The 20,993-nt window shown below is 69.7% G+C and carries 24 protein-coding genes; 13 read left to right on the top strand and 11 right to left on the bottom strand.

Going from position 1 to position 20,993, the window contains the following annotated elements; all coding sequences use genetic code 11:
- Nucleotides 1–78 precede the first annotated feature (78 nt).
- From B5G20_RS00850 to B5G20_RS00860, 3 genes are read left to right on the top strand one after another with little or no spacing between them, the layout of a single operon-like run.
- Nucleotides 79–1,875, top strand: coding sequence for an ABC transporter ATP-binding protein (locus B5G20_RS00850; RefSeq protein WP_204207609.1), 1,797 nt, complete (start codon nucleotides 79–81; stop codon nucleotides 1,873–1,875).
- On the top strand, nucleotides 1,872–3,674 hold the full coding sequence (locus tag B5G20_RS00855) for an ABC transporter ATP-binding protein (protein ID WP_087354023.1): 1,803 nt from the start codon (nucleotides 1,872–1,874) through the stop codon (nucleotides 3,672–3,674). The genes B5G20_RS00850 and B5G20_RS00855 overlap by 4 nt, the downstream gene beginning before the upstream one ends.
- Nucleotides 3,664–4,026, top strand: coding sequence for a metal-dependent transcriptional regulator (locus tag B5G20_RS00860; RefSeq protein WP_087354025.1), 363 nt, complete (start codon nucleotides 3,664–3,666; stop codon nucleotides 4,024–4,026). The genes B5G20_RS00855 and B5G20_RS00860 overlap by 11 nt, the downstream gene beginning before the upstream one ends.
- A gap of 474 nt (nucleotides 4,027–4,500) precedes the next feature.
- On the opposite strand, the gene B5G20_RS00865 is transcribed toward B5G20_RS00860, so the two are convergent.
- Nucleotides 4,501–4,797: a hypothetical protein gene (locus tag B5G20_RS00865; protein WP_204207610.1), complete on the bottom strand. Its 297-nt coding sequence runs from the start codon at nucleotides 4,795–4,797 to the stop codon at nucleotides 4,501–4,503.
- Between the two features lie 535 nt (nucleotides 4,798–5,332).
- Between B5G20_RS00865 and B5G20_RS00870 the strand changes: the two genes are divergently transcribed.
- Both B5G20_RS00870 and B5G20_RS00875 read left to right on the top strand, forming a co-directional pair.
- On the top strand, nucleotides 5,333–6,676 hold the full coding sequence (locus B5G20_RS00870) for an MATE family efflux transporter (RefSeq protein ID WP_087354030.1): 1,344 nt from the start codon (nucleotides 5,333–5,335) through the stop codon (nucleotides 6,674–6,676).
- Nucleotides 6,673–6,963, top strand: coding sequence for a CD3324 family protein (locus B5G20_RS00875; RefSeq protein ID WP_087354032.1), 291 nt, complete (start codon nucleotides 6,673–6,675; stop codon nucleotides 6,961–6,963). The genes B5G20_RS00870 and B5G20_RS00875 overlap by 4 nt, the downstream gene beginning before the upstream one ends.
- A 167-nt stretch (nucleotides 6,964–7,130) precedes the next feature.
- Here the strand turns inward: B5G20_RS00875 and B5G20_RS00880 are convergent, their stop codons facing one another.
- Nucleotides 7,131–7,601 carry a hypothetical protein gene (locus B5G20_RS00880; protein WP_087354035.1) on the bottom strand — a complete coding sequence of 157 codons (471 nt, stop codon included), beginning with the start codon at nucleotides 7,599–7,601 and terminating at the stop codon, nucleotides 7,131–7,133.
- A gap of 127 nt (nucleotides 7,602–7,728) precedes the next feature.
- Here B5G20_RS00880 and B5G20_RS00885 point away from each other — a divergent pair, with 127 nt between their 5' ends.
- On the top strand, nucleotides 7,729–8,358 hold the full coding sequence (locus B5G20_RS00885; protein ID WP_087354039.1) for a PadR family transcriptional regulator: 630 nt from the start codon (nucleotides 7,729–7,731) through the stop codon (nucleotides 8,356–8,358).
- Entirely contained in the window at nucleotides 8,358–8,990 is a 633-nt protein-coding gene (locus B5G20_RS00890) for a DUF998 domain-containing protein (protein ID WP_087354042.1), read from the top strand. Before B5G20_RS00885 ends, B5G20_RS00890 begins: the two co-directional genes overlap by 1 nt.
- Nucleotides 8,991–9,083: 93 nt before the next feature.
- Here the strand turns inward: B5G20_RS00890 and B5G20_RS00895 are convergent, their stop codons facing one another.
- From B5G20_RS00895 to B5G20_RS00905, 3 genes are all read right to left on the bottom strand, one after another.
- Entirely contained in the window at nucleotides 9,084–9,515 is a 432-nt protein-coding gene (locus B5G20_RS00895; RefSeq protein WP_087354045.1) for a DUF4313 domain-containing protein, read from the bottom strand.
- A 369-nt stretch (nucleotides 9,516–9,884) separates the two neighbouring features.
- On the bottom strand, nucleotides 9,885–10,997 hold the full coding sequence (locus B5G20_RS00900; RefSeq protein WP_087354048.1) for a DUF1648 domain-containing protein: 1,113 nt from the start codon (nucleotides 10,995–10,997) through the stop codon (nucleotides 9,885–9,887).
- Between the two features lie 9 nt (nucleotides 10,998–11,006).
- Nucleotides 11,007–11,384 carry a GntR family transcriptional regulator gene (locus tag B5G20_RS00905; protein WP_087354051.1) on the bottom strand — a complete coding sequence of 126 codons (378 nt, stop codon included), beginning with the start codon at nucleotides 11,382–11,384 and terminating at the stop codon, nucleotides 11,007–11,009.
- Nucleotides 11,385–11,510: 126 nt separating this feature from the next.
- On the opposite strand from B5G20_RS00905, the gene B5G20_RS00910 reads away from it, so the two are divergent.
- The 3 genes from B5G20_RS00910 to B5G20_RS00920 are packed head-to-tail and all read left to right on the top strand — an operon-like array spanning nucleotide 11,511 to nucleotide 14,269.
- Nucleotides 11,511–12,257 carry an ABC transporter ATP-binding protein gene (locus tag B5G20_RS00910; protein ID WP_087354054.1) on the top strand — a complete coding sequence of 249 codons (747 nt, stop codon included), beginning with the start codon at nucleotides 11,511–11,513 and terminating at the stop codon, nucleotides 12,255–12,257.
- Nucleotides 12,258–12,287: 30 nt separating this feature from the next.
- Nucleotides 12,288–12,596 (top strand): DUF1648 domain-containing protein, encoded by a 309-nt coding sequence (locus B5G20_RS00915; protein WP_087354057.1) that lies wholly within the window; start codon nucleotides 12,288–12,290, stop codon nucleotides 12,594–12,596.
- 5 nt (nucleotides 12,597–12,601) lie between these two features.
- The gene (locus B5G20_RS00920) at nucleotides 12,602–14,269 is read left to right on the top strand and encodes a hypothetical protein (protein ID WP_143750184.1); all 1,668 of its coding nucleotides are present in this window, start codon (nucleotides 12,602–12,604) and stop codon (nucleotides 14,267–14,269) included.
- A gap of 70 nt (nucleotides 14,270–14,339) precedes the next feature.
- Here B5G20_RS00920 and B5G20_RS00925 read toward each other — a convergent pair whose 3' ends face one another.
- Nucleotides 14,340–14,726 carry a helix-turn-helix transcriptional regulator gene (locus B5G20_RS00925; RefSeq protein ID WP_087354064.1) on the bottom strand — a complete coding sequence of 129 codons (387 nt, stop codon included), beginning with the start codon at nucleotides 14,724–14,726 and terminating at the stop codon, nucleotides 14,340–14,342.
- A gap of 136 nt (nucleotides 14,727–14,862) precedes the next feature.
- A complete protein-coding gene (locus B5G20_RS00930; RefSeq protein ID WP_087354068.1) occupies nucleotides 14,863–15,249 on the bottom strand; it encodes a DUF3795 domain-containing protein in 387 nt (128 codons plus the stop codon).
- Between the two features lie 71 nt (nucleotides 15,250–15,320).
- On the opposite strand from B5G20_RS00930, the gene B5G20_RS00935 reads away from it, so the two are divergent.
- Entirely contained in the window at nucleotides 15,321–16,031 is a 711-nt protein-coding gene (locus tag B5G20_RS00935; protein WP_087354071.1) for a GyrI-like domain-containing protein, read from the top strand.
- Between the two features lie 91 nt (nucleotides 16,032–16,122).
- Here the strand turns inward: B5G20_RS00935 and B5G20_RS10415 are convergent, their stop codons facing one another.
- The 4 genes from B5G20_RS10415 to B5G20_RS00955 form a co-directional block, all read right to left on the bottom strand.
- The gene (locus B5G20_RS10415) at nucleotides 16,123–16,323 is read right to left on the bottom strand and encodes a response regulator transcription factor (RefSeq protein WP_162607364.1); all 201 of its coding nucleotides are present in this window, start codon (nucleotides 16,321–16,323) and stop codon (nucleotides 16,123–16,125) included.
- Nucleotides 16,324–16,554: 231 nt separating this feature from the next.
- The gene (locus B5G20_RS00945; RefSeq protein WP_087354076.1) at nucleotides 16,555–17,280 is read right to left on the bottom strand and encodes an ABC-2 transporter permease; all 726 of its coding nucleotides are present in this window, start codon (nucleotides 17,278–17,280) and stop codon (nucleotides 16,555–16,557) included.
- Nucleotides 17,280–18,182, bottom strand: a complete 903-nt coding sequence (locus tag B5G20_RS00950; RefSeq protein ID WP_087354079.1) for an ABC transporter ATP-binding protein — start codon at nucleotides 18,180–18,182, stop codon at nucleotides 17,280–17,282. Before B5G20_RS00950 ends, B5G20_RS00945 begins: the two co-directional genes overlap by 1 nt.
- Nucleotides 18,183–18,219: 37 nt before the next feature.
- Nucleotides 18,220–18,588, bottom strand: coding sequence for a GntR family transcriptional regulator (locus tag B5G20_RS00955; RefSeq protein ID WP_087354082.1), 369 nt, complete (start codon nucleotides 18,586–18,588; stop codon nucleotides 18,220–18,222).
- A gap of 289 nt (nucleotides 18,589–18,877) precedes the next feature.
- On the opposite strand from B5G20_RS00955, the gene B5G20_RS00960 reads away from it, so the two are divergent.
- Both B5G20_RS00960 and B5G20_RS00965 read left to right on the top strand, forming a co-directional pair.
- Entirely contained in the window at nucleotides 18,878–19,576 is a 699-nt protein-coding gene (locus B5G20_RS00960; protein ID WP_158094351.1) for a response regulator transcription factor, read from the top strand.
- Nucleotides 19,554–20,927, top strand: coding sequence for a HAMP domain-containing sensor histidine kinase (locus B5G20_RS00965; protein ID WP_087354088.1), 1,374 nt, complete (start codon nucleotides 19,554–19,556; stop codon nucleotides 20,925–20,927). The genes B5G20_RS00960 and B5G20_RS00965 overlap by 23 nt, the downstream gene beginning before the upstream one ends.
- The last annotated feature ends 66 nt before the right edge of the window (nucleotides 20,928–20,993 follow it).

Consider the following 20,993-nt stretch of genomic DNA (forward strand, 5'->3'; position numbering starts at 1 on the left):
CCCTCCCGCTCTGCCCAATAATAAGCCTTAGTTAACTTCTATTGCCCGGTCATACGGGCAGGACGGGGATGTGATGCTATGGCTGGAACCGGCAGGCACAGGGGCGAAGGGGGGCGTTCCTGGCTGGGGACGCTCCTCTCGTACTCCGGGAGATGCAAAGGAAAGATGGCGCTATCGCTCGCCGCGTCGATAGCGAGCGTCGGGACGGGATTCGTTCCCTTCTATGCGGTGTTCCGCATCGTAGAGGCGGCCATGGAGGGGCGGCTCACGTTCGAGATCGCAGCCCCCTGGCTCTGCCTGGCCGCGGGATCGTATGTCGCAAGCAAGGCGCTCTTCGGCATTTCGACGCTCCTGTCCCACGTCTCCGCCTACACCATCCTTGAGACGCTACGCCGGGACTTCATCGAAAAGCTGATGAGGGCGTCGCTCGGCACCGTGCAGGGGAAGAGCATCGGTCAGATAAAGAACGTCTTCCTCGACAGGATCGAGGGGATCGAGGTCCCGCTCGCCCATATGATTCCCGAGCTTTCCGGGTCGACGCTCCTCGCCCTGGGGCTCGCGGCGTGGCTCGTGGCCATCGACTGGCGCATGGCGGCTGCCTGCCTCGTGTCCGTGCCCATAGGGCTTGGCATATTCGCGTCGAGCCTGAAGGAGTTCAACGCCAGGTACGCGGCGTACATGGCCGAGAGCAACCACGTGAACAGCGTGATCGTCGAGTACATCGAGGGCATCCAGGTGGTCAAGGCGTTCAACCAGGCGAGCGACTCGTATCGGAAGTACGCGGATGCGGTGCGAAGCTTCAAGGACTACACGATGGGATGGTTCCGCTCGACGTGGGTCGGCATGAACCTCATGGCAAGCATCATGCCGACGACGCTCCTGGGCGTGCTGCCCGTCGGACTCTGGATGTACTTCGCGGGAGCGCTCGGCCCGTCGCAATTCGCGATGTGCGTGATTTTGGCGCTTGCCGTCGTTGACCCGATCATGAGGTTCACCTCGTTCGTCAACGAGATGAAGTCCATGGAGTACGCCGTCGCGGACACGAGAGAGTTCCTCGACCTGCCCGAGCTCTCCGATCCCGCCGAGCGGGCGCTGCCGCTCGACGCGTCGATCGAGATGAAGGATGTGAGGTTCGCCTACGACGAGGGCGACGATGTCCTCCATGGGGTGTCCCTCGCGATTCCGCAGGGCTCGTTCACCGCTCTGGTGGGCCCTTCCGGCTCGGGCAAGTCGACCATCGCCCGCCTTGTCGCGCGCCATTGGGACGTGTGCGGCGGATCGGTCTCCGTTGGCGGCGTGGACGTCCGCGAGATGCCCCTCGACCAGCTGTCCGAACTCGTGAGCTTCGTCGCCCAGGACAACTACCTCTTCGATGCCACGATCCGGGAGAACATCCGTCTCGGCCGGCCGCAGGCGACGGACGAGGAGGTCGCCGAGGCCGCCAGGGCCGCTTGCTGCGACGAGTTCGTGTCGAAGCTCCCGCAAGGCTATGACACACAAGCCGGTGCGGCCGGCGGCGCCCTTTCCGGCGGGGAGCGCCAGCGCATCTCGATAGCCCGCGCGATCCTCAAAGACGCGCCGATCGTCCTCCTCGACGAGGCCACCGCGTTCACCGACCCAGAGAACGAGGACAAGATCCAGCGCTCTATCGCGAGACTCTCGGCCGGAAAGACGCTTGTGGTCATAGCCCATCGGCTCTCGACGATCACGGCTGCGGACAACATCGTCGTTATCGACAAGGGCTCGATCGTCGACCAAGGGACCCATGACGACCTTCTCGCAAAATGCCCGCTCTACGGGCGCATGTGGAGGGCGCACATCGGGGCGAGGGACTGGGCGGCTGGATCGAGTGGCCAGAAAGGGGGCTCCCGATGATCAAGGCTCTCATGAGAATCGTCCGCTGGACCGGCCCTCACAAGAAAAGACTCATCCTTGGCTGCGTCTGCTCGTTCTTCATGACGTGGGCAACGGCCGCGCCCGTGATGCTCGCGGCCTGGCTGCTCGCCTGCGTCGCGGAGGATGCGCGCGGCACCCAGGAGCTCGACCCGTCGTGGGTCTGGTGGTCGCTTCTGGCGCTCATCGCCTGCATAGGCTTGCGCTTCATCCTGACATACGGGAAGAACCGGTTGCAGGAGTCAATCGGATACGAGGTGGCGCCTGAGGATCGCATCAAGATTGGCAACGTCTTGAAGCGCGTCCCACTCGGCTATTTCGACGAGGTCAAGACGGGCGACATACTGGCGACGGCGACCACGGAACTGGGCATCTTGGAGCTTCAGGGCATGAAGATGGTCGACGCAGTGATCAACGGCTACGTAAACCTTGCCGCAGTTGTGGCGTTCCTCTTCATCCTCGAGCCGATGGCCGGATTTGCCGCCCTCGCCGGCACCGTCGTATCCTGCCTCGCGCTCACGGCGGTGAATAGGGTCTCGAAGCGCCTGACGCCGAGGGCGCATACGGAGACCGAACAGCTCGCCGGGGATATCGTCGAGTACGTCCGGGGGCTCGGAACGGCGAAGTCGTACGGCCATGGAGGGGCCGCGATGCGACCCATCCTGGCAACGATAAGGAGGCTGAAGGAGGCGCGCATCGCGATCGAGTTCGGCTTCACGCCTCGCAATCTCGTCCACCTCATTGCGTTCAAGTTGGCGAGCGTCGGCGTCGTGGCGTCTGCCGTGTGGGGATATGCGAACGGCGACATCGAGCTCTGGATGCTCCTTGCCCTCTGCGCATTCTCGTTCACCGTGTTCTCCGGCGTCGAGCGCGTGAACGATTCCGCCCACATGCTCGGCGATCTCGATGACATCATGAACCGTATCGACGCCATAGAGAACGCCCCCTACATCGATTCCGACGGCCGAGACGTCCCCCTTACTGAGCACGGTATCGAGCTGCGAGGCGTATCGTTCTCGTACGGTCGCGAATCGGGCGCGAAGGTACTGTCGGACGTGTCGTGCGACATTCCGGAGAAGACGACGTGCGCCATCGTGGGCCCGAGCGGATCGGGCAAGACAACGATCGCCAACCTCATGATGCGCTTCTGGGATGTCGACGAGGGCTCGGTCCTCGTCGGGGGGCATGACGTGCGAGAGCTGACCTGCGACAGCCTTCTGAGGAACTTCTCGGCGGTGTTCCAGAACGTCTACCTGTTCAACGACACCATCGAGAACAACATTCGCTTCGGGCGCCCGGGCGCCACGCGCGAAGAGGTCGTCGAGGCGGCGCGCAGGGCGCGGGTCGACGAGTTCGTCCGCGAGCTTCCGGATGGCTACGAAACCTTGGTGGGCGAGGCCGGAAGCGCCCTCTCCGGTGGCCAAAAGCAGCGCATCTCCATCGCCAGGGCGCTGCTCAAGGACGCCCCGATCGTCATCCTCGACGAGGCGACGGCGAGCATCGACCCAGAGAACGAGTCCCTCATACAGGAGGCTCTCTCCGAGCTCACGCGGGGGAAGACGGTGGTCGTCATCGCGCACAGGCTCGCGACCATCGAGCATGCCGACCAGATCCTCGTCGTCGAGGGCGGCAGAATCGTGCAGCGCGGCACGCACGAGGAGCTACTCGGTCAGGAAGGGACGTATCGCCGCTTCGTCGAGATTCGCAGCCGCGCGGAGGGCTGGCGCATAGGCGAGGAGACCGTCGCCGGCGTGAGCGGGGAGGCGATCGATGCTTCATGAGTCGGGAGAAGACTACCTCGAGGCCATCCTCGTGATCCGCCGCCTGCGCGGGTCGTGCCGCAACGTTGACATCGCCGGGCGCCTCGGGCGCTCCAAGCCGAGCGTGACGAAGGCGCTCTCGAACCTCGCCGCGGCCGGCCTCGTCCGGATGTCCGGGCGCGACGTGCTCCTCACCGAGGAGGGCGAGCGCGCCGCGTCGGCGACGCTCGAGCGGCACCGCTTCTTCGAGCGGCTGCTCGTCGAGTCCGGCGTGGACGCGAAGACCGCCTCGGCGGAGGCCTGCCGCATGGAGCACTGCCTGTCGGAGGACTCGTTCCGCAAGCTCGCCGACCGCCTGGCGCCAGAGGGCTGAGCAACATAGGCGAGCGAGTCTCCCAACGGGTGGTTTTCAGGGCGGCTCTTTTTCCGGGCGGCGCAGGCAACATTTCAAACGGGATGAAGAGTCCCGGTGGGAGGGGGCTCTCCCGAGCCCCCTCCCGACCGTCGACGAAGCGCACGCGCGGCCGGCGGTCGGGAGGGGCCGTCCCGCCGATTAATCCCCACGGACGGCCCCTTCCACCAGCCAATCATACCGCGGGCGCCGCGGGTGCTCCGCTCCCTCACCCCGCACGGGAGGCGAGCGCCCGCGGATCTTCTCGGCCATGTCGAGCGTGACCATATCGGCTCCAATCTTCCGTTACCCGGCGGCGCGCCGCTTCTGCCTTCCTGAGCTCGCCTTTATTGTCCCGTGGGACACGGCGGGCGGAAAGCGAGCGCGACTCCTGTTTTTGGCCCGCGGCCCGAAGCGGTATTCCGCCCGCCGTGAAAGCTGGGGCTCGCTACAAGGCTAGAATCCCCTGTATTCGTGCAGCAGGCTCGAAAGCCGTTCGTTCTTCTCGAGGAACGACACGAGATAGTCCTCTGTGATGCGGAACTGCTCGTGCGTCTTTTTGACCTTGGTGGCGAGCATCTGCGTGCTATCCTCTGCGGTTATCTGGAAGCTGTGGATGATACGGTTTCGCATGGAGACGACCTCGTTGAAGAGGTCCGCTACGGCGCTGTCGCCAGACTCCTTCGTGATGGTGCGTGCGACGTGGGGCTTTAACTGACCGGACTCGAGGTCGATGAGGTCGTGCCAGGCCAAGGTTGACCTGTCTGTTCTGAGGATGTTCTCGATGACGAAGGCGTTGTTAGAGTTGAAGACGCAGAGTGACGCGCCAAGAAGGATTAGGTAGCTTTCGGGTGGAAGCGCCTGTCGAGTTGGAATGTTCATACTTGTCCTTTCGCATGATTTGGCCATTTCATTTTGCTGCAGGCGCGCAGACCGAACCGTTCCCATCTAGAATCGAGCGCACATCTGAATACTGTGGTTGCGCGATTACGTTTCACCGCGCCGCCCCGCCGGCGCCCCGTTGTCATCAGCTGGGCGTGAGGGTAGAATGCACGCGTGTCCCACTGATGGAGGGAATCTCCCTTGTACCTCGAGATCGGCGAGTTCCAGATTGGAACCGCTCCCCGTGATGCTTGGCAGGAAGTCGCGAGGAGCTGACGGTACAACCTGCGCACGCTGACGACCAGTCTCCGCTGGCCGATGTGTTCGCGCGTGCACGGTTCGAGCCCAGGGGCCGCGGCTTCGCTGCCGCGGCCCTTTTCGTCTCGATCGTGCAAAGGAAAACCCAATGAGGGAAATAGACTTCCTCCGCGGCCGCCCGGCCGCGAACCTCGCGCGCTTCGCGCTGCCGGCGCTCGGCGCCAACCTCCTGCAGTCCGCCGACCAGGTCGTGGACATGCTCGTCGTGGGGGCGTTCGTCGGGGAGCGGGGGCTCGCCGCGCTCGCCAACGCCACGATGGTCGGCTTCGTCGCCAACTCGCTCTCGCTCGGCCTTTCCGTGGGCGCCACGGTGCTCGTCTCGCGCCGCGTCGGGGCGGGCGACCCCCGCGGCGCCTCCCGTGCGGAGGGGGCGGCGCTCCTCGCGGCGCTCGCGCTCTCTGCCGCCGTCGCGCTGCCCTGCGCGCTCCTCACCGGCCCGCTCTACGGCGCGCTCGGGGTGCCGGCCGACGCGCTCGCGGACGCAGCGGCGTACACGCGGGTCTGGGCGGCGGGGCTGCCCGGAGCGTTCCTGCTCTCCGCGGCCGGCGCCGTCATGCGCGCCCGCGGCGACGCCCGCACCCCGATGTGGCTCGCCGTCGCCGTCGCCGCGGTGAACTGCACGGGCGGCGTCGCGCTCGTGCCCGCGCTCGGCGTCGCCGGCACGGCGTGGTCCTCGACGGCGGCCTCCTCGCTCGCCGCGGCGCTCTCCCTGGCGGTGCTCGCCGGGAGGCGCGGCTCGGCGCTTCCGGCGCGCCCCCGCGCCCGAGACCTCGCGGCGCTCGCCCGCGTCGCCGCGCCGGCGGCCTTCCAGCAGGTCGTCGTGAACCTCTCGTACCTCGCGATCACCTCCATGACCAACGCCTTCGGCACCGCGGTCGTCGCCGGCGCGGGGGCGGCTACCAAGGCGAACACGCTCGCGGGGATGCCCGTGTGGTCGGCGGGACAGGCGGTGTCAGCCGCCGCGGCGCGCTGCGAGGGGGCCGGCGACCGGCGGCGCGCGCTCGCCTACGCCCAGGCCGGCCTCGCCGTCTCGGTGGGGGCCACGGCGCTCGTGGTCCTTCTCGTCCAAGCGTCTGCCCCACAGGTCATCGGGCTCTTCGCCGACGACCCGGACGCGAAGGCCGCGGGCGTGCTCTACCTGCGCGCCTGCTGCTCCGCCAACAGCCTCGCCTACGCCGCCATGTACTCGCTCGACTCCTTCGCCCAGGCGACGGGCGCGCCGAGGCTCGCGGCGGCGAACGCCCTGCTCGACGCCGTGGTGGTCCGCGTGGGGCTCGCCGTCCTTCTCGTGCCCGCCCTCGGCTACCCGGGCGTCCTTGCCGCGCAGGCTCTCTCCCCGGTGCTGCCATGCGCTGTGGGCGCGGCGTACCTGCGACGGTACGCCCGCGGGGCGAGGCCCGGGACGGGCGCCGGCGAGAGGGCGGCCTCGTGAGATACGTGAACGCACGCGAGGTGCTCCCGGAGCCGCTGGTCAGGGAGCTTCAGAAGCTCGTTCCGGGAGGCTGCCTATACGTCCCGAGGGACGAGGGCAGCAAGAGGAGGTGGGGCGAGGCGAGCGGATACAGGGACGAGCTCGAGAGGAGGAACCGGCTGATCCGCGAGGAGCGCTCCGAGGGCGCGTCGATCGCGGACTTGGCGGACCGGCACGGGCTGAGCGTCCATGCCATCAAGAAGATCGTCTACCGCCCACGGGGCGGCGACCCCTCCGCGGGCGCATGACCGCTGCTACGAATCCGTTCTGTCGGAATCGTTACCCGGGCCGTCGCGCGGCGCGGCGATACGATTGCGCCGCAGGGCCGCCCAACAGATCAGTCCCCACGGGCGGTCCCTCTCTGTCGGCCGGTAGCAATAGTCGTCGCGAGGCTGTTGCTGGGGCTGGGCGAAGATTAGAAAACTTCAATCTGGCCAGGGTATCCGTTCCCTTTTTCGATGAGCGGGCCCCTCGCCCCCATCGTGAAGGCGATGTCGCTGCTCCGAATGGACATCAGCCTGTCTCCCACCCTCAGCCCGAGGGTCTCCAGGGTGTGTTGCGGGAATCGCACGCTCCCCTCCCTCGACAAGGGGAGCCAGGCATAGCTCCTCCCCTTGTAGGGGAGGAGCCGCCCGAGGTCAGCCGGGCGCCCTTCCGTCAGCTCCGGCAGGGCTTCTAAGATGTGCCCGAGCTTCGAGGGCGATAGCAGTCTCTGGCTCGTGACGCAGAACCCCCCTGTCGACCTGCTTCCCGTGAAGATGATCACGCTCCGGTCGTCAGGCAAGCCGTACTCCGCCATCGCCTCCGGCGGAAACCGGACCGTCCCGCCCGCCCTTATCAACGACCACCCGAACACGTACTTCCCGCCTTTGTTCAGTTGGGGCATCGTCCGCCTCCCCTGCGTTTCGGCACAGAGGTTCCGCGTAGAGATGGCGTGAAGAAACCAACTGTGCAACTGGATACTATCTCTGATAGTATATAGGTACTATCAGAGATAGTACAGGGGAGGCACTATGGCGAAGCCGAGCATCGACCTGATGATCCTCGGGGCGCTCAAGGAGCGTCCCATGAGCGCGTACGAGATGGACCGGCTGTTCGAGGCGCGCGCGGTGCGGCGATGGGTGCGCGTCAGCGCCCCCTCGATTTACCGGAACCTGCTCAGGCTCCGCGAGGAGGGCCTCGTCGACGGGAGGGAGGAGAAGGGGGAGGCCGCCCCGCCGAGGACCGTGTACGCCATCACGGAGACGGGGGAGGCGCGCTTCGGGGAGCTCGCCGACGAGCTCGCCGGACTCGACGCCCGGGTCGACTTCGACTTCACCCCGGTCATCGCGAACCTCTACGTCATGGGCGAGGACGAGGGCCGCGAGCTGCTCGGGAAGATTAAGGAGCGCTACCTCGAGGGCGCGGAGAGGCTCGAGAGGGTCCTGCCAAAGGTGGCCCGCCTGGAGGCCAAGGCGAACATGGAGCTCAGGCTGGGGACCTACCGGCTGGTGGCAGGCTGGGTCGAGCGCTTCGAGCGGGACTTCTACGCCGCGCCCGAGGGCGTGCGCGGTTGGGTCCTGGGCGCGGACGGGTCCCCGTCGACCCCCGACGAGGCTCCCTTCTCGACGTTCGACTGGACGGCCCTCGGAGGTGGCGCCTGATGGGCGGCATCCCGGCTCGGGCCCTGTGGGGAGCCCTTCTGCTCACCATCGTCGGGGAGTTTGCGGTCTGCGCCGTCCTCGAGAGGGGCGTCCCCGGGTACGACCCGAGGCTCCAGGCGATGAGCGCCCTCGGCGCCGGCGACAGCCCCGTCCGGCTCTGGTACCGCGCCTGGCTCGTGTGGCTGGGCCCGGCCTTCGCCGTCGGGGCCCTCCTCGTCCACGGCGAGGTGCTCCGGGCGTCCTCGAGCCCGCCCCTCGCGGCGGCGTCGGCCGCGTGCCTGGTCGCGTTCGGAACAGGGGCCGGGGTCGTTGCGGGCGCCTTCCCCGGCTCGGGGTCGGGCCGCCTGCCGGCGACGCTTCATGGCGCAGGCTCGGCCCTGGGCTTCATGGCGCTTGTCGCGGTCCCCATGCTGCTCGGGATCGCGTTCAAGACGCAGGAGCCGGCCTTTTCCCTCCTGTCCTTGGTATGCTTCACCGCTTCCACGGCCTTCTTCGTCCTATTTGTCATGGCCGACAAGGCCGCGTTCGCGGGAACCTGGGTCTCATGGGGCGGATGGTGGGAGCGCGCGTGCCTGGCGTGCGCATACCTCCCCGTCGCAGTCCTCTCGGCGGCGAGGGTCTTGGAAGCTTGACCAGAGCTTTACACATGGGAGGGGCCGCCCAACCGATCAATCCCCACGGACAGCCCCTCCCACCAGCCAATCATACCGCGGACGCCCGCTCCCTCACCCCGCACGGGAGGCGAGCGCCCGCACGGTCTCCTCGTAGCCGCGGAGCCTCTCGAGCACGTCCTGCGGGACGCCGGCGAGGGGGTACGAGCAGAAGCCGGAGCGGACCGAGCGGCCCGCGAGCTCGACGACGCCCGCGCCGACGAGCGCCTCCACGAGCACCGCCGGGACGTTGTTGGCGTCCAGGACCACGTGACCCTCCTCCGAGCACCACGCCGAGGCGACGGGGTCGCCCGGGAGGTTCACGGTGAGGGAGCACCAGAGCTCCAGGAACTCGTCCTCGTCGCCCGGGTCGGTCGCGTCGAGCGCGAGCAGGGCGAACGCGCCGCCCCGCTCGTAGCGGTCGGCGCACACCGCGAGCCTCACGCGCTCCCCCCAGCTGGTCTCGTACCCGACCGTCACCGCGCCCTTCGTGATGAGCTCCTCCATGCCAGCCCCCTTTCCGGGCCCTCAGGCCCCAAGCGTCTCGCCCCCTGCGGGCAAAGCCGAATGGCGACGCCGCGCGTCGTCGTCGGCTTTGCTCCCCGAGGAGCCGCGCCGGAGCGGAGCGGGGTCAAGGGCGTCTGCAAAGGGCGCCGGGCGCCCGCAACCTCCACCAACCGGAGCCGCGCGGAGGTTTGTGCGAGGTTTTGCATGCGCCCTTGAGGCTGCGAAGCGAGGGCGCCACCCGGTCGGCGACGGGCCGACCGCCGCTCCGGCCGCCGGCCGGGCATGAGGGCGCCCGCGCCCCGGCGGTTCGTCCGGGGCGCGGGCGCCTGGGGGGTCAGGCCTCCTGCGGTGACGAGCTGGCCGCACGCCCTACCTGAGCAGGACCTCGACCACCGCGACGAACGCCGCGACCGCCGCGACGAGCAGGGCGACGATCCCCCACGACTTGGGGTTGCCCCAGTTCATCGCCCAGCCCACGCCGAAGCGCCGGGGCACCACGACGGAGGGGTCCTCGCGGCTCACGTAGAAGACGCCGAGGTGCCACCGTTCGTCGTCATCGTAGTCGAGCGCGTTCGATGCGGTCATGCGCCGCAGGAGGCGCGAGCCCGCCTGCCCGTAGACGAGCGAGACGGCGAGGTTGGGGAGGATCGCGCCGATGATGATCGCGACGAGCGCCACGATGGACTGGTCCGAGCTGATCACACCGGCGAAGGCGAGTGGCATGATCGCAATCGACATGGTGATTACCAAGCCCGTGACGAGGAGCGCCGTGCTCTGGGCGCGGGCGAACGCGCCGTAGGCGATGGCGGAGGCGACGGGGTGCTCGGGCGAGGCCGGCCGGCGGCTCCTCAAGATCTGCCAATGCGACATGGTGAGGCAGAGTGCCATGAACGCTTGGATGGCGAGCGGCATGGCGATGATCTGCCAGCCCTTGGCCATGTAGTCGTCGGCGATGCCTGCAGTGTTGAAGTGCACGGGCACGGGGTCGGGCATGGCGGGATAGAGCGCGAGCGAGAGGGCGAGCGTTGCCAAGATCACGGGCACATAGAGGAGATCCCACGTAAGCGGAAGCGGACGGGGTGCGTTCGCCTCGGCAATACCGACGACAGCGGAAAGCCGGGCTGCGTGCGTCTCCCAGCCCTCGGCGCGCTTGATGGCCTGCACGCGGGCGCGGAAGACGAGCATGAGCGCGAAGCCCGTCGCGACCGGCACGCACACCACTGCCGCCATCGCGAGCGGAAACGTGGAGGAAAGCGCCAGCGTGGCGACGGCGGATGCGGCCGAGATGGCGAGGACGCTGGCGAGAAAGATCCAGCGCATGCGATGGATGCGCGGGTCTGCCTGCGCGGTTTCCGGCACGCTCACCGCGAAGGCCTCGCGCCCGCGGGTGAGCCAGGGCGTCGCGGCGATGAGGCAGCCGGAGAGGAAGGTGATGAGCGCCATCGACGCGTTGGTGATGAGTGCTATGAGGTCAGGGGACATGTGCGTTCCTTAGTCCAGGTTCTGTGCGGCGCGTTTGGCAGCCGCGAGAAATGCGTGCCGGGTGCCGCCGGACGCCTTGAATTCGGTGGCGAGCTTGGCGAGGGCCGCTTCGAGCGCGGTTTCGTCCATGCCGGCGGCGGGGTTGGCGGGAACGTCCGCCACGTAGGCGCCGCGTCGGCCGAGCATGATGACGTAGCCCTCGTCGCGCAGCGTCGCATAGGCCTTGTTGACGGTGTGCAGGTTGATGCCCAGGTCCTCGGCGAGCGAGCGCACGGAGGGCAGGGCGTCGCCGGGGCGTAGCTCGCCTGAGGCGATGCCTGCGATGACGGCGTCGCGCAGCTGCAGGTAGAGCGGGGTATCCGATAGCTTGTCGACGGTGATGACCATAGCGTGACCGTTTCCGAAAATTGTTCTATATGAACTATAGCAAATGGATCAGATGAGTGGTAGCATGCCGTCAACTGTTATAGCTGCCCTATAGCAGAACTAACAAACCGAACGAAAGGAGGGGCCATGGAGACCCCCGTCCTCGAGGTGAGCCACTACCGGAAGGAGTATCGCGGCAAGGTCGCCGTGCGCGACCTCTCGCTCGCGGTGGCGCCCGGCGAGATCTGCGGCTTCATCGGCCACAACGGAGCCGGCAAGACCACGCTCATCCGCTCGGTGGTGGGCGCGCAGCCGCCCACGTCGGGCACGGTCCGCGTCTGCGGCCGCGACGTGTGGCGCGAGCCCGTGGCGGCCAAGCGCCTCATGGCCTACGTGCCGGACAACCCCGACGTGTACGACTTCCTCACGGGCATGCAGTACCTGGACCTCGTCGCCGACGTGTTCGGCGTGGACGCGGCGATGCGCCGCAAGCGCGTGAGCGAGCTCGCCGCGCGCCTGGAGCTCGCGGACGCCCTCGGCGACCCCGTCTCCGCCTACTCCCACGGCATGCGCCAGAAGCTCGTGCTCACAGGCGCGCTCCTGCACGACCCGACGCTCCTCGTGCTCGACGAGCCCTTCGTGGGGCTCGACCCGAGCGCCTCCCACGAGCTCAAGGCCATCCTGCGCGAGCGCGCGGCGGCCGGCGGCGCGGTGTTCTTCTCGTCCCACGTGCTCGAGGTCGTGGAGCGGCTCTGCGACACCGTGGCGGTGATCCGCCGCGGCGAGCTCGTGGTCTCCGGCCCCACCGACGAGGTGCGCGGCTCGGCCTCGCTCGAGGACGTGTTCCTCGAGCTCGTGGACGAGAAGGACGCCGCCATCCCGTCGCGCCGCTAGACCCGCTCCCGAGACCAAGGAGGAACAGCCATGAAGTCCGCTAAGACCCACGTCGTCGCCAGCACCGTCCTGTGCGCGCTCACCCTCGCCGTGACCCTCGCCGCCCGCGGCGCCCTGCCCGAGCAGGTCCCCATGCAGTGGGGCCTCACGGGCGAGGCGAGCTCGTTCTGGCCGCGGGACGCCGTGGTGTTCGGCGTGCCCGCCGCCTGCGTCGCGATCGGCCTCCTCGCCTCGGCGAGGCTCGCGGGCAGGGGCGAGGGGCGCGCCGCCATGTACTACATAGCCCCCGCCGTCGCGCTCCTCGCGACCGCCGCCATCGTGTTCCTGGGGACGAGGTGATGGCGATGCCCGCCCTTCGTCCTGGTCATGCGCTCCGCCCGCTGCTCTCGCTGCAGGCGCGCTCGCTCCTCTACGGCCTCGGCTTCCGGGGCGGGAGGGGCCGCGCGCGGCTGCTCGGCGCCGCGGCGCTCGTCGTCCTGCTCGCCGGCATGGCGGCGGCCTACATGTGGGTGCTCGGGGGTAGCATGGTCGCCGTCGGCGCGGCCGAGGCGATCCCGGCGCTCGCCGCGCTTGCGGGCTCGCTGGCCGCGGTCGCGCTCGTGTTCGTGAAGGCCCCGGGCACGGTCTTCGGATGCCGGGACTACGACCTCGTGGCGGCGCTGCCGGTCCCCGTGCGCACGGTGGTGCTCGCGCGGACGGCACCCCTATACGGGTTCGGCGCCGCGCTCTCCGCGCTGCTGTCGGCGCCGCTCTACGTCGCGTACTTCTCGGCGGTGTCTCCGACCCCGGGAGCGGTCGCGACGGCGGTCGTCGTGTCCGTGCTGGCGCCGCTCGCGCCGGCGGCGGTGGCCACGCTCGTGTCGCTTGCGCTCACGTCGGTCGCGGTGCGGTTCCGGCATGCGGGGGCGGTGCAGTTCGTGCTCTCGGTGCTCGTGGTGACGGGCGTCGTCGTCGGGTCGTTCGCGCTCGGCGGCGCCTCTTCGGGGGCGGATGACGCCGCCGCCCTCGCCGCGATGGGCGACGTCGCGGGCGTGCTCTCCACAGCAGTGGCCTCTGCCTACCCGCCGGCAGCGTGGGCTGCCTCGGCGGTGGGCGAGGGCTCGGTTGCGGGCTTTGCCGCCTTCGTGGTGCTCTCGCTTGCGCTTCCGGCGCTTGTCACTGGGGCCCTCGCGGCGTGCTATCCGCACGCGAACGCCGTGGCGACCTCCGGGCCGCACCGCCGTGCGCATGCGGCTGAGGCATCTCGTTCGGCTGCGAGCCCGCTGCGCGCCCTCACGGTCAAGGAGCTCCGCCGCATCGGCTCCATGCCCTTCTACGCGCTGAACTGCTGCGCGGGGCTCATCTTCATGGTCGTGGCCGCGGGCGCGGTCGCGCTCTTCGGCGCGGATGCGCTCCTCGCCTCGGGAATCATCAACGGCGTGCAGCTCGACGCGCGGGCTGTCGCGGCCCTGCGCGGCCAGATCGACGCCGCGCTGCCGTGGGTCTTCGGGTTCTGCGGCGCGATGTCGCTCACCGCCGCCCCCTCGGTCTCGCTCGAGGCGCGCGCGAGCTGGCTCATGCTCACGGCACCGGTGGGCGCAGGGACGGTGCTCGGCTCCAAGCTCCTCGCCAACCTCGTGCTCGGCGGGGTGGCGATTGCGGCCTCCGCCGTCGCGCTGCTGGCGGGCGGCGCCGCCCCGCTCCTGGTGCTCCAGTGCGTCGTGACGGCTGCCGGCATGCTCACGGGCTTCGCGGCGCTCGCGCTCGCCATCGACGCCTCGCGCCCCAACCTCTCCTGGACCACGCCCGCCGAGGTCGTCAAGCGCGGCCTGCCCATGATGGTCGGGGCGCTCTGCGGGGCCCTCGCCTCGCTCGGCCTCGGGCTCCTCTCGGCGACCGCCGCCGGCTCCCTCGGGCCCGCCGCGTCGGCCGCGATCAACCTCGCCGCCCCCGCCGCCTGCGCGCTCGCCGGCCTGGCCGCACTCCGTGCGGTCGCCCGCCGCGGTCTCCCGGGCCCGGGCTGGGGCGAGTGACGCCGGTTGGAGGGGCCGCCACGAGAAGTCCCCACGGCGGCCCCTCCCCGTCGCCTCCCGCCGCCGGCTCCTACCTCACGAAGAGGCCCCCGCTGAGAACCCCGTAGGCAACCACCAGGGCGAAGAGCGCCAGGACTACGCACCCGACGACGAGGAACGCCCGCCAGGCCCTGAGCGCCGCCTCCTTGCCCCGCTCGACGTCCGAGTAGATCGAGGAGATCTGCTTCTCGGACTCGTTGAGCGCGCGCACGTCGCCCACGTCGACGCCCCTCACGAGCTCGTCGAGGCTCATCTCGTAGTAGTCGGACAGCAGGACGAGCCTCTGGAAGTCGGGATATGACTGCCCGAGCTCCCACTTTGACACCGTTTGCCTCGAGACGCCGAGCTCGTATCCCAGCTGCTCCTGCGAGAGCCCCCTCTTCCTCCTGAGGTCGGCGAGCCTGTCGTTGAAGTTCATGGTCGTTCCTTTCGGTCGGTCCTGCGGTCCGCACCGCCTGGGTGCGAGACCATGGAACCGTGCGGCGGGCCCTGGCGCCACCAACGACGGTTGGCGATCCGTCAACCAAAGGCGGCATTGGGCGAGGTTGCGGCGGCTAGGGCGCGGACACAGGGCGCCCGGTCTCGATGAACGCGATCAGCTCCTCGAGGTCGTCGAAGTCGTCGTAGTCGCCCGTGATGCCCTCGCGGTGGTAGACGACCCCCGCAGCCTCGTTCCGCTCGAGGCAGTCCAGGAGGCGCCCCTCGCCGAACCTGCGCGCGAACTCGCCGAAGGCGCGCGCCTTGAGCTGGGCGCCCGCCATGGCGTCGCAGGCGCTCGGGCACTCGTAGCAGTGGGCGAGCCCCCGCCCCGTCGAGCACGACCTCACCTCGCAGGTGGCGGCGTCCGGGCAGGACTCGGACTCGCAGCCGTCGCACCCGTCGTTCTCCGAGCACAGGCAGCAGGCGAGCCCGCACCGCGCGATCCCCAGCTCTCTCCTCATGAGAACCCCCCTTGTTAACGAACGTATGTTCCTGTATCATGATGCTACCACGAGCGAGGACGGAGGCCACGATGGCATACGACTTCAAGAGGGAGTTCCGCGACCTGTACCAGCCCAAGACGGCCCCGGCGCTCGTCGACGTTCCGGCGATGACCTTCGCCGCCGTCGCCGGCGCGGGGGACCCCAACGAGGAGGGGGGCGCCTACAGGCGTGCCCTCGAGCTCCTGTACGCCTTCTCCTACACGGTCAAGATGTCGAAGATGGGCGACTGGCAGCCCGAGGGCTACTTCGACTACGTGGTGCCGCCGCTCGAGGGCCTGTGGTGGGGCGGAGGGGGCGCGTTCGACGGGACGGGCGTCGCCGACAAGGCGGCCCTCTCGTGGGTGTCGCTCATCCGCCAGCCCGACTTCGTGACGCCCGGGACCCTCCCCGCGATTCGCGAGATGGCTGCCGAGAAGAAGCCCGACCTGGCGGGCGCCCTCGAGTCGGGCGAGCTCCGCCTCGTGCGGTTCTCGGAGGGGCGCTGCGCGCAGTCCATGCACAGGGGCCCCTACGACGAGGAGGGTGCCACGATCTCGAAGCTCGCCGCCTTCGTCGGTGCGCAGGGCCTTCGCCTCGACATCGGCGAGGCGGGAGGCTCGCGCCCGAGCGACGTCCTCGGCGCGCTCGACTGCGACGGCGGCGTCCCCTCCGTCCGCCTCCACCACGAGATCTACCTGGGCGACCCCAGGCGCACGAAGCCCGAGAACCTCAGGACCGTCATCCGGCACCCGGTCGCTTAGGGACGACCATGGACCTCTCGCGCATAGACGCCCGCCTGCTCTCGCGCCCCGGCGCCACGAAGGCCCTCCACGAGAAGTGGGGCTGGATGGTCTACTGGGTCGGCGGCAGGCAGTTCGCCTGCGAGTTCATCGTCTCGCCCGACGCCTCGACCATGCCCGCGGCGTCGCGCGCCACGAGCGTGCGGTAGCCCTCGAGCCTGAAGTGCGACTCGAGTATGTCGGCGATGTCAGCCTCGTCGTCCACAATGAGGGCGAGGGGCGCGCCCCTGTTCCCGTCGAGCGTCACGTCCATGGCTCCCTTCTATCCAGCCCGGAACCCGTCAATGTTGCCCAGACAAGGTCAAGAAGCCCTCAACTCAAAACGGGGGCGGACCCCGCGGGACCCGCCCCCTCAGGAGCCCCCCTGAGAAGGAGCTCGGCGTCAATCCCTATCCTGCCAGCGCCGGATGAGGTAGTTGCGCACCAGCACTGCCACGATAATCAGTCCGATTACGAAGAGCACCGTGAGGTCCATCCCGTCCCCCTAAAGCTCGCGCGTCTCGTAGAGCTTGAGGGAGATCGCGGCGGACGCGGCGAGGATTGCGACGGCGGCCGCCACCATGCCCGCGCAGCCCACGGCCAGGCCCTCGGGGGTCTCGATGTAGGCGAGGAACGCCGAGATCTGCTCGAGGCCCGGAAGCGCCCCGTCGAGAAGCCCGCTGTTGCCGAGGAAGACCACGGGCAGCACGAAGATCATGACGATGATCGTGGGCAGGAGCTGGGTGGCCTTGGTCTGGCCGAGGCGGAAGTAGATCGGCGTCACGACGGAGGCCACAACGACGCCGATGAGCAGGCAGAACGTCGTGGCGAAGGCCATTGCTGAGAGCGTGTCGGCGTCAAGGGCGAGGGCCTGGGAGAGCTCGCCGGGGAGCTCCACCGCGGAGGCCACGGCGCTGATCGCGAACGCGGCGAGCAGGCCGACCGCCATGCCGCCCAGGCCCAGCGTCACGATGGCGCCGTAGCGGCCGAGCACCACGTCGCGGCGGGAGAGCGGCAGCGTCAGGCGGAAGCGGCCCCAGTCGTTCTGCTCGTCGTAGGCGGCCGCGCCCATCGCGCCCATCATGAAGAACATGCAGGTGATGATCGAGGGGGCGGCGAGGACAGTCTGCATCCCGCAGCCCACGAGCACCGCCACGAGGAACCCGAGGGCCAGGAGCTGCCTGCCGTAGTCGCGGAAGATGGTGAGCTCGATGAGGTATGCGCGCTTCATTATCGGACACCGCCCTTCAGGGTGAGAGACATGTAGTCGTCTATGGTCATGTGGTCGCACGGGATGTCGGGGAACATCTCGGCGAAGGCGAAGCGGTCGGGAACGAGCACGTCGATGCCGTAGTCGTGGCGGAGGTAGCGGAGCTCGGAGTCGGGAATCATGCCGGAGGAGGCAATCCTCTCGAGGTCGGCCACGCGGCACCGGGCGACGCCAGCCGAGTCGGTTATGGCGTCCTTCTCGAGGTCGAAGACGATGCGGCCGGCGTCGATGCAGACGATGCGGTCCGCGATGCGCTCGAGGTCGCTCGTGATATGGCTGCTCATGAGGATGGCATGCCCCGGCTGGGCCACGAAGTCGCGCAGGCGCTCGAGCGCCTCGTCGCGCGCCATCGGGTCGAGCCCCGCGGTGGCCTCGTCGAGGATGAGGACCTGCGGGTCGTGCGCGAGCGCGCAGGCGAGGCTGAGCTTCATGCCCATGCCGCGCGAGAGGTCCTTCACGGCCTTCTTGGGGTCGAGCCCGAGGTCGTGGGTGAGCTGTGAGAAGCGGTGCGCGTCCCAGGAGGCGAAGGCGCTCGCATAGATGCGCCCGACGTCTGCCACCCTGAGGTGCCCGGGCAGCGAGACGGTGTCGAAGACGACGCCGACGCGCTCCTTCGTCGCCGCGCCCGATGCGCGGGTGAGCTCGTCGCTCGGGGTGCCGAGGACGCTCCCCTCGCCGCCGTCGACCCGGATGAGGCCGAGGAGAGCCTTGATGGTGGTGGACTTGCCGGCGCCGTTCTGGCCGACGAACCCCACTACCTCGCCCTCGTTCACGGCGAGGTTCACCCCCTCGAGGGAGAAGCCGTCGTAGTGCTTGGTGAGCCCGCGGGCCTCGATGAGAGCCGCGCTCGAGCCTTTGGTCATGATATTCACGTCCCTTCTTGCGCGCCCGTCGCGGGCGCTACTCCAGTACCAGGGCGAGCATCTCGGTGAGCTCGTCGTCGGTGAGGCCGACCGAGCGGCCCTTCTCGACCGCCCTCGCCATGAGGCCCTCGACCTCCCTCATCTGCTCCTCGCGGATGAGCTCGGCGTTCCCGCCGGCGACGAAGCTCCCCTTGCCCTGCACCGTCTCGATGAGCCCCGTTGCCTCCAGGTCCGCGTAGGCGCGCTTGGTGGTTATGGCGCTCACGCGCAGGCTGTTGGCCAGCGCCCTGATCGAGGGGAGCTGCTCGCCCTCGGCCAGCTCGCCCTTGACGATCGCGGCCTTGATCTGTTCCGTGATCTGCTCGTAGATGGGCTTGCCGCTCGAGTTCGAGATGATGATGTCCAAGTTCCGATCCTTCCTGCTCGCCCCTCGGGCGTCCCCTCGGGGGGTTGCCGCCGCGGGGCGTCCCCCTCGGCGGCGCGGGGCGGCGGCGGACGTCTTCGCGCCTCCCCGTCGGGTATATACCGTATATACCCGATAGCTACAGTATATACTCACCTATACACAGTGCAAGGGAAATTTCCGACTTTTTCGAATCGCGGCCCCGGGACGGCCCTCAGCTGGGAAGCTAACCGTAAGCTAACGCCCGCGCGGTATGGTTCCCGCGGGGTCGGACGAGAGAGGGGTGGCGGCCATGGCGGAGAGGGTGCTCGTGGTCGAGGACGAGCCAGACGTTCTGGACGCGCTCGTGCAGCTGCTCGCGCACGCGGGCTACGAGGCGCGCGGGGAGGCGGACGGGCTCGCGGGCCTCCGCGCGTTCCAGGCGGCGCTCGGGGCTGAGCCCTTCGACCTCGTCATGCTGGACGTCATGATGCCCAAGATCGACGGCTTCACGCTCTGCGAGGCGATCAGGTCCTCCTCCGACGTCCCCGTCATGGTCCTCACCGCCCTCGACGGGGAGGACGACCAGCTCCGCGCCTTCTCCCTGCTCGCCGACGACTTCGTCCCCAAGCCCTTCTCGCTGCCCGTGGTCCTCGAGCGGGTGCGCGCGCTGCTGAGGAGGTCCGCCCCCGGGCGCGGCGGGGAGGCGGGGGTCGTCGCCTGGCGCGACGTCGTCCTCGACCCCGCCTCGCGCGAGGCCGTGCGGGCCGGCGCGCCCGTGGGGCTCACCAGGACCGAGTTCGACGTCCTCCTCGCCCTCATGGCCCGGCCGGGCCGGGTGCTCTCCCGCGCCGAGCTCGCCTCCGCCGGCGGGCAGGCCGACCCCGCCGACCCCACCGCCGGCGAGTCGGCGGTGAAGCTCCACGTCATGAACATCCGCCGCAAGCTCGGCGCCGACGTCGTCGAGACCGTGAGGGGGGTGGGCTACCGTGTGCCGCGCGATCGCTCGTAGCCTCTCCGCGAAGGTGTTCCTGCTCACGGCGGCGCTTCTCGCCGTCGGGTGCCTCGCCCTCTACGTCGCCGTGGCCCTCGCGCTGCCGGGCGGCTACCGCGCCCTCTCCGCCGCCCGAGCCGAGGAGGCGGCCGCCGCGCTCGCCGCCGAGCTCTCCGGGGCCGACGCGGGGGAGGCCTCCGACATCGTCGAGCGCTTCGCCGCGGAGAACGGGGCGGCGGTGACGCTCTCCGGCGAGCCCGGCGCCGCGTCCGCCGGGGAGGGGGCGCCGGAGGGCTCCGCCTACACCGTCTCCGTCGCCGTCGAGCTCGCCGACGGGTCGAGCGAGCTCGTCACCATCACCGACTCCTCGGGGTCGCTCGGGATCATCGCCGACGCGCTCCTGCGCCTCTTCCCGGCCGCCGCGGCCCTCATCCTCGCGGTCTCCGCCGCCGGCGCGTGGGTCTGCGCCCGCCTCGTGGCGCGCCCCGTCGTCGAGATCGCGGACGTCTCCGAGCGCCTGTCGCGCCTCGACATGACGTGGTCCTGCGACGAGCGCCGCGCGGACGAGGTGGGCGTGCTCGCGCGCAGCCTCAACGTCATGGCGGCGCGCCTCGAGCGCACCATCGGCGAGCTCAGGGGCGCGAACGAGCGCCTGCGCTCAGAGGCCGAGGAGGCCGCCGCCCGGGAGCGGGAGCGCCGCGACTTCCTGGCGGCGGCGTCCCACGAGCTCAAGACCCCGCTCGCCGCGGCGCGGGCGCAGGTGGAGGGCATGATGCTCGGCATCGGCGACTTCGCCGACCACGGCGCCCACCTGCCCCGGGCGCTCGCGGCCCTCGACCGCATGGACGCCCTCGTGCGCGAGATGCTCGCGGCGGCGCGGGCCGAGTCCGCCCCCGCCGCGGCCCCCGAGGCCCTCGACGCCCGCGAGGTCGCGGCCTCGGCGGTGGCGGCGTCGCGGGAGCTCGCCTCCTCGCGCGGCGTGGAGCTCGCGCTGCTCCCCGGCGCGCCCTGCCCGGTGGTGGCCGAGCGCGCGCAGCTCGAGCTGGCCGTCTCCAACGCCGTCTCCAACGCCGCCCGCCACGCCCTGCCCGGGACCCGCGCGACCGTCTCGCTCGAGGGCGGGCGCCTGCGCGTGGAGAACCGCTGCGAGCCGCTGCCGCCCGAGGCCGCGGCCCGGCTCACCGAGCCCTTCTTCCGCGCGGACGCCTCGCGCTCGCGCGACGGCGGGGGCTCCGGGCTGGGTCTCCACCTCGCAGCGCGGGCCCTCGACCGCCTGGGGGCGCCGCTCTCGGTCTCCTGCGAGGGAGGGGCCTTCGCCTTCGAGGCCGACCTCTCCGGCCTCGCGGCGCCCGCGCGAACGGAAGACTAACCGAACGAGGACCGCGCGCGAACGGGCGCGAGCCACCATCGGGGTCGCACGGGCGGCCCCGGCCGC

The organism is Collinsella sp. An7, assembly GCF_002159335.1.
GTDB lineage: Bacteria > Actinomycetota > Coriobacteriia > Coriobacteriales > Coriobacteriaceae > Coprousia.

Excerpts from the sequence above, each read along its gene's own strand:
- B5G20_RS00850 (WP_204207609.1), top strand. The coding sequence starts at position 79 with ATGGCTGGAACCGGCAGGCACAGGGGCGAAGGGGGGCGTTCCTGGCTG.
- B5G20_RS00855 (WP_087354023.1), top strand. The coding sequence starts at position 1,872 with ATGATCAAGGCTCTCATGAGAATCGTCCGCTGGACCGGCCCTCACAAG.
- B5G20_RS00860 (WP_087354025.1), top strand. The coding sequence starts at position 3,664 with ATGCTTCATGAGTCGGGAGAAGACTACCTCGAGGCCATCCTCGTGATC.
- B5G20_RS00870 (WP_087354030.1), top strand. The coding sequence starts at position 5,333 with ATGAGGGAAATAGACTTCCTCCGCGGCCGCCCGGCCGCGAACCTCGCG.
- B5G20_RS00880 (WP_087354035.1), bottom strand. The coding sequence starts at position 7,601 with ATGCCCCAACTGAACAAAGGCGGGAAGTACGTGTTCGGGTGGTCGTTG.
- B5G20_RS00885 (WP_087354039.1), top strand. The coding sequence starts at position 7,729 with ATGGCGAAGCCGAGCATCGACCTGATGATCCTCGGGGCGCTCAAGGAG.
- B5G20_RS00890 (WP_087354042.1), top strand. The coding sequence starts at position 8,358 with ATGGGCGGCATCCCGGCTCGGGCCCTGTGGGGAGCCCTTCTGCTCACC.
- B5G20_RS00895 (WP_087354045.1), bottom strand. The coding sequence starts at position 9,515 with ATGGAGGAGCTCATCACGAAGGGCGCGGTGACGGTCGGGTACGAGACC.
- B5G20_RS00900 (WP_087354048.1), bottom strand. The coding sequence starts at position 10,997 with ATGTCCCCTGACCTCATAGCACTCATCACCAACGCGTCGATGGCGCTC.
- B5G20_RS00905 (WP_087354051.1), bottom strand. The coding sequence starts at position 11,384 with ATGGTCATCACCGTCGACAAGCTATCGGATACCCCGCTCTACCTGCAG.
- B5G20_RS00910 (WP_087354054.1), top strand. The coding sequence starts at position 11,511 with ATGGAGACCCCCGTCCTCGAGGTGAGCCACTACCGGAAGGAGTATCGC.
- B5G20_RS00915 (WP_087354057.1), top strand. The coding sequence starts at position 12,288 with ATGAAGTCCGCTAAGACCCACGTCGTCGCCAGCACCGTCCTGTGCGCG.
- B5G20_RS00920 (WP_143750184.1), top strand. The coding sequence starts at position 12,602 with ATGCCCGCCCTTCGTCCTGGTCATGCGCTCCGCCCGCTGCTCTCGCTG.
- B5G20_RS00925 (WP_087354064.1), bottom strand. The coding sequence starts at position 14,726 with ATGAACTTCAACGACAGGCTCGCCGACCTCAGGAGGAAGAGGGGGCTC.
- B5G20_RS00930 (WP_087354068.1), bottom strand. The coding sequence starts at position 15,249 with ATGAGGAGAGAGCTGGGGATCGCGCGGTGCGGGCTCGCCTGCTGCCTG.
- B5G20_RS00935 (WP_087354071.1), top strand. The coding sequence starts at position 15,321 with ATGGCATACGACTTCAAGAGGGAGTTCCGCGACCTGTACCAGCCCAAG.
- B5G20_RS10415 (WP_162607364.1), bottom strand. The coding sequence starts at position 16,323 with ATGGACGTGACGCTCGACGGGAACAGGGGCGCGCCCCTCGCCCTCATT.
- B5G20_RS00945 (WP_087354076.1), bottom strand. The coding sequence starts at position 17,280 with ATGAAGCGCGCATACCTCATCGAGCTCACCATCTTCCGCGACTACGGC.
- B5G20_RS00950 (WP_087354079.1), bottom strand. The coding sequence starts at position 18,182 with ATGACCAAAGGCTCGAGCGCGGCTCTCATCGAGGCCCGCGGGCTCACC.
- B5G20_RS00960 (WP_158094351.1), top strand. The coding sequence starts at position 18,878 with ATGGCGGAGAGGGTGCTCGTGGTCGAGGACGAGCCAGACGTTCTGGAC.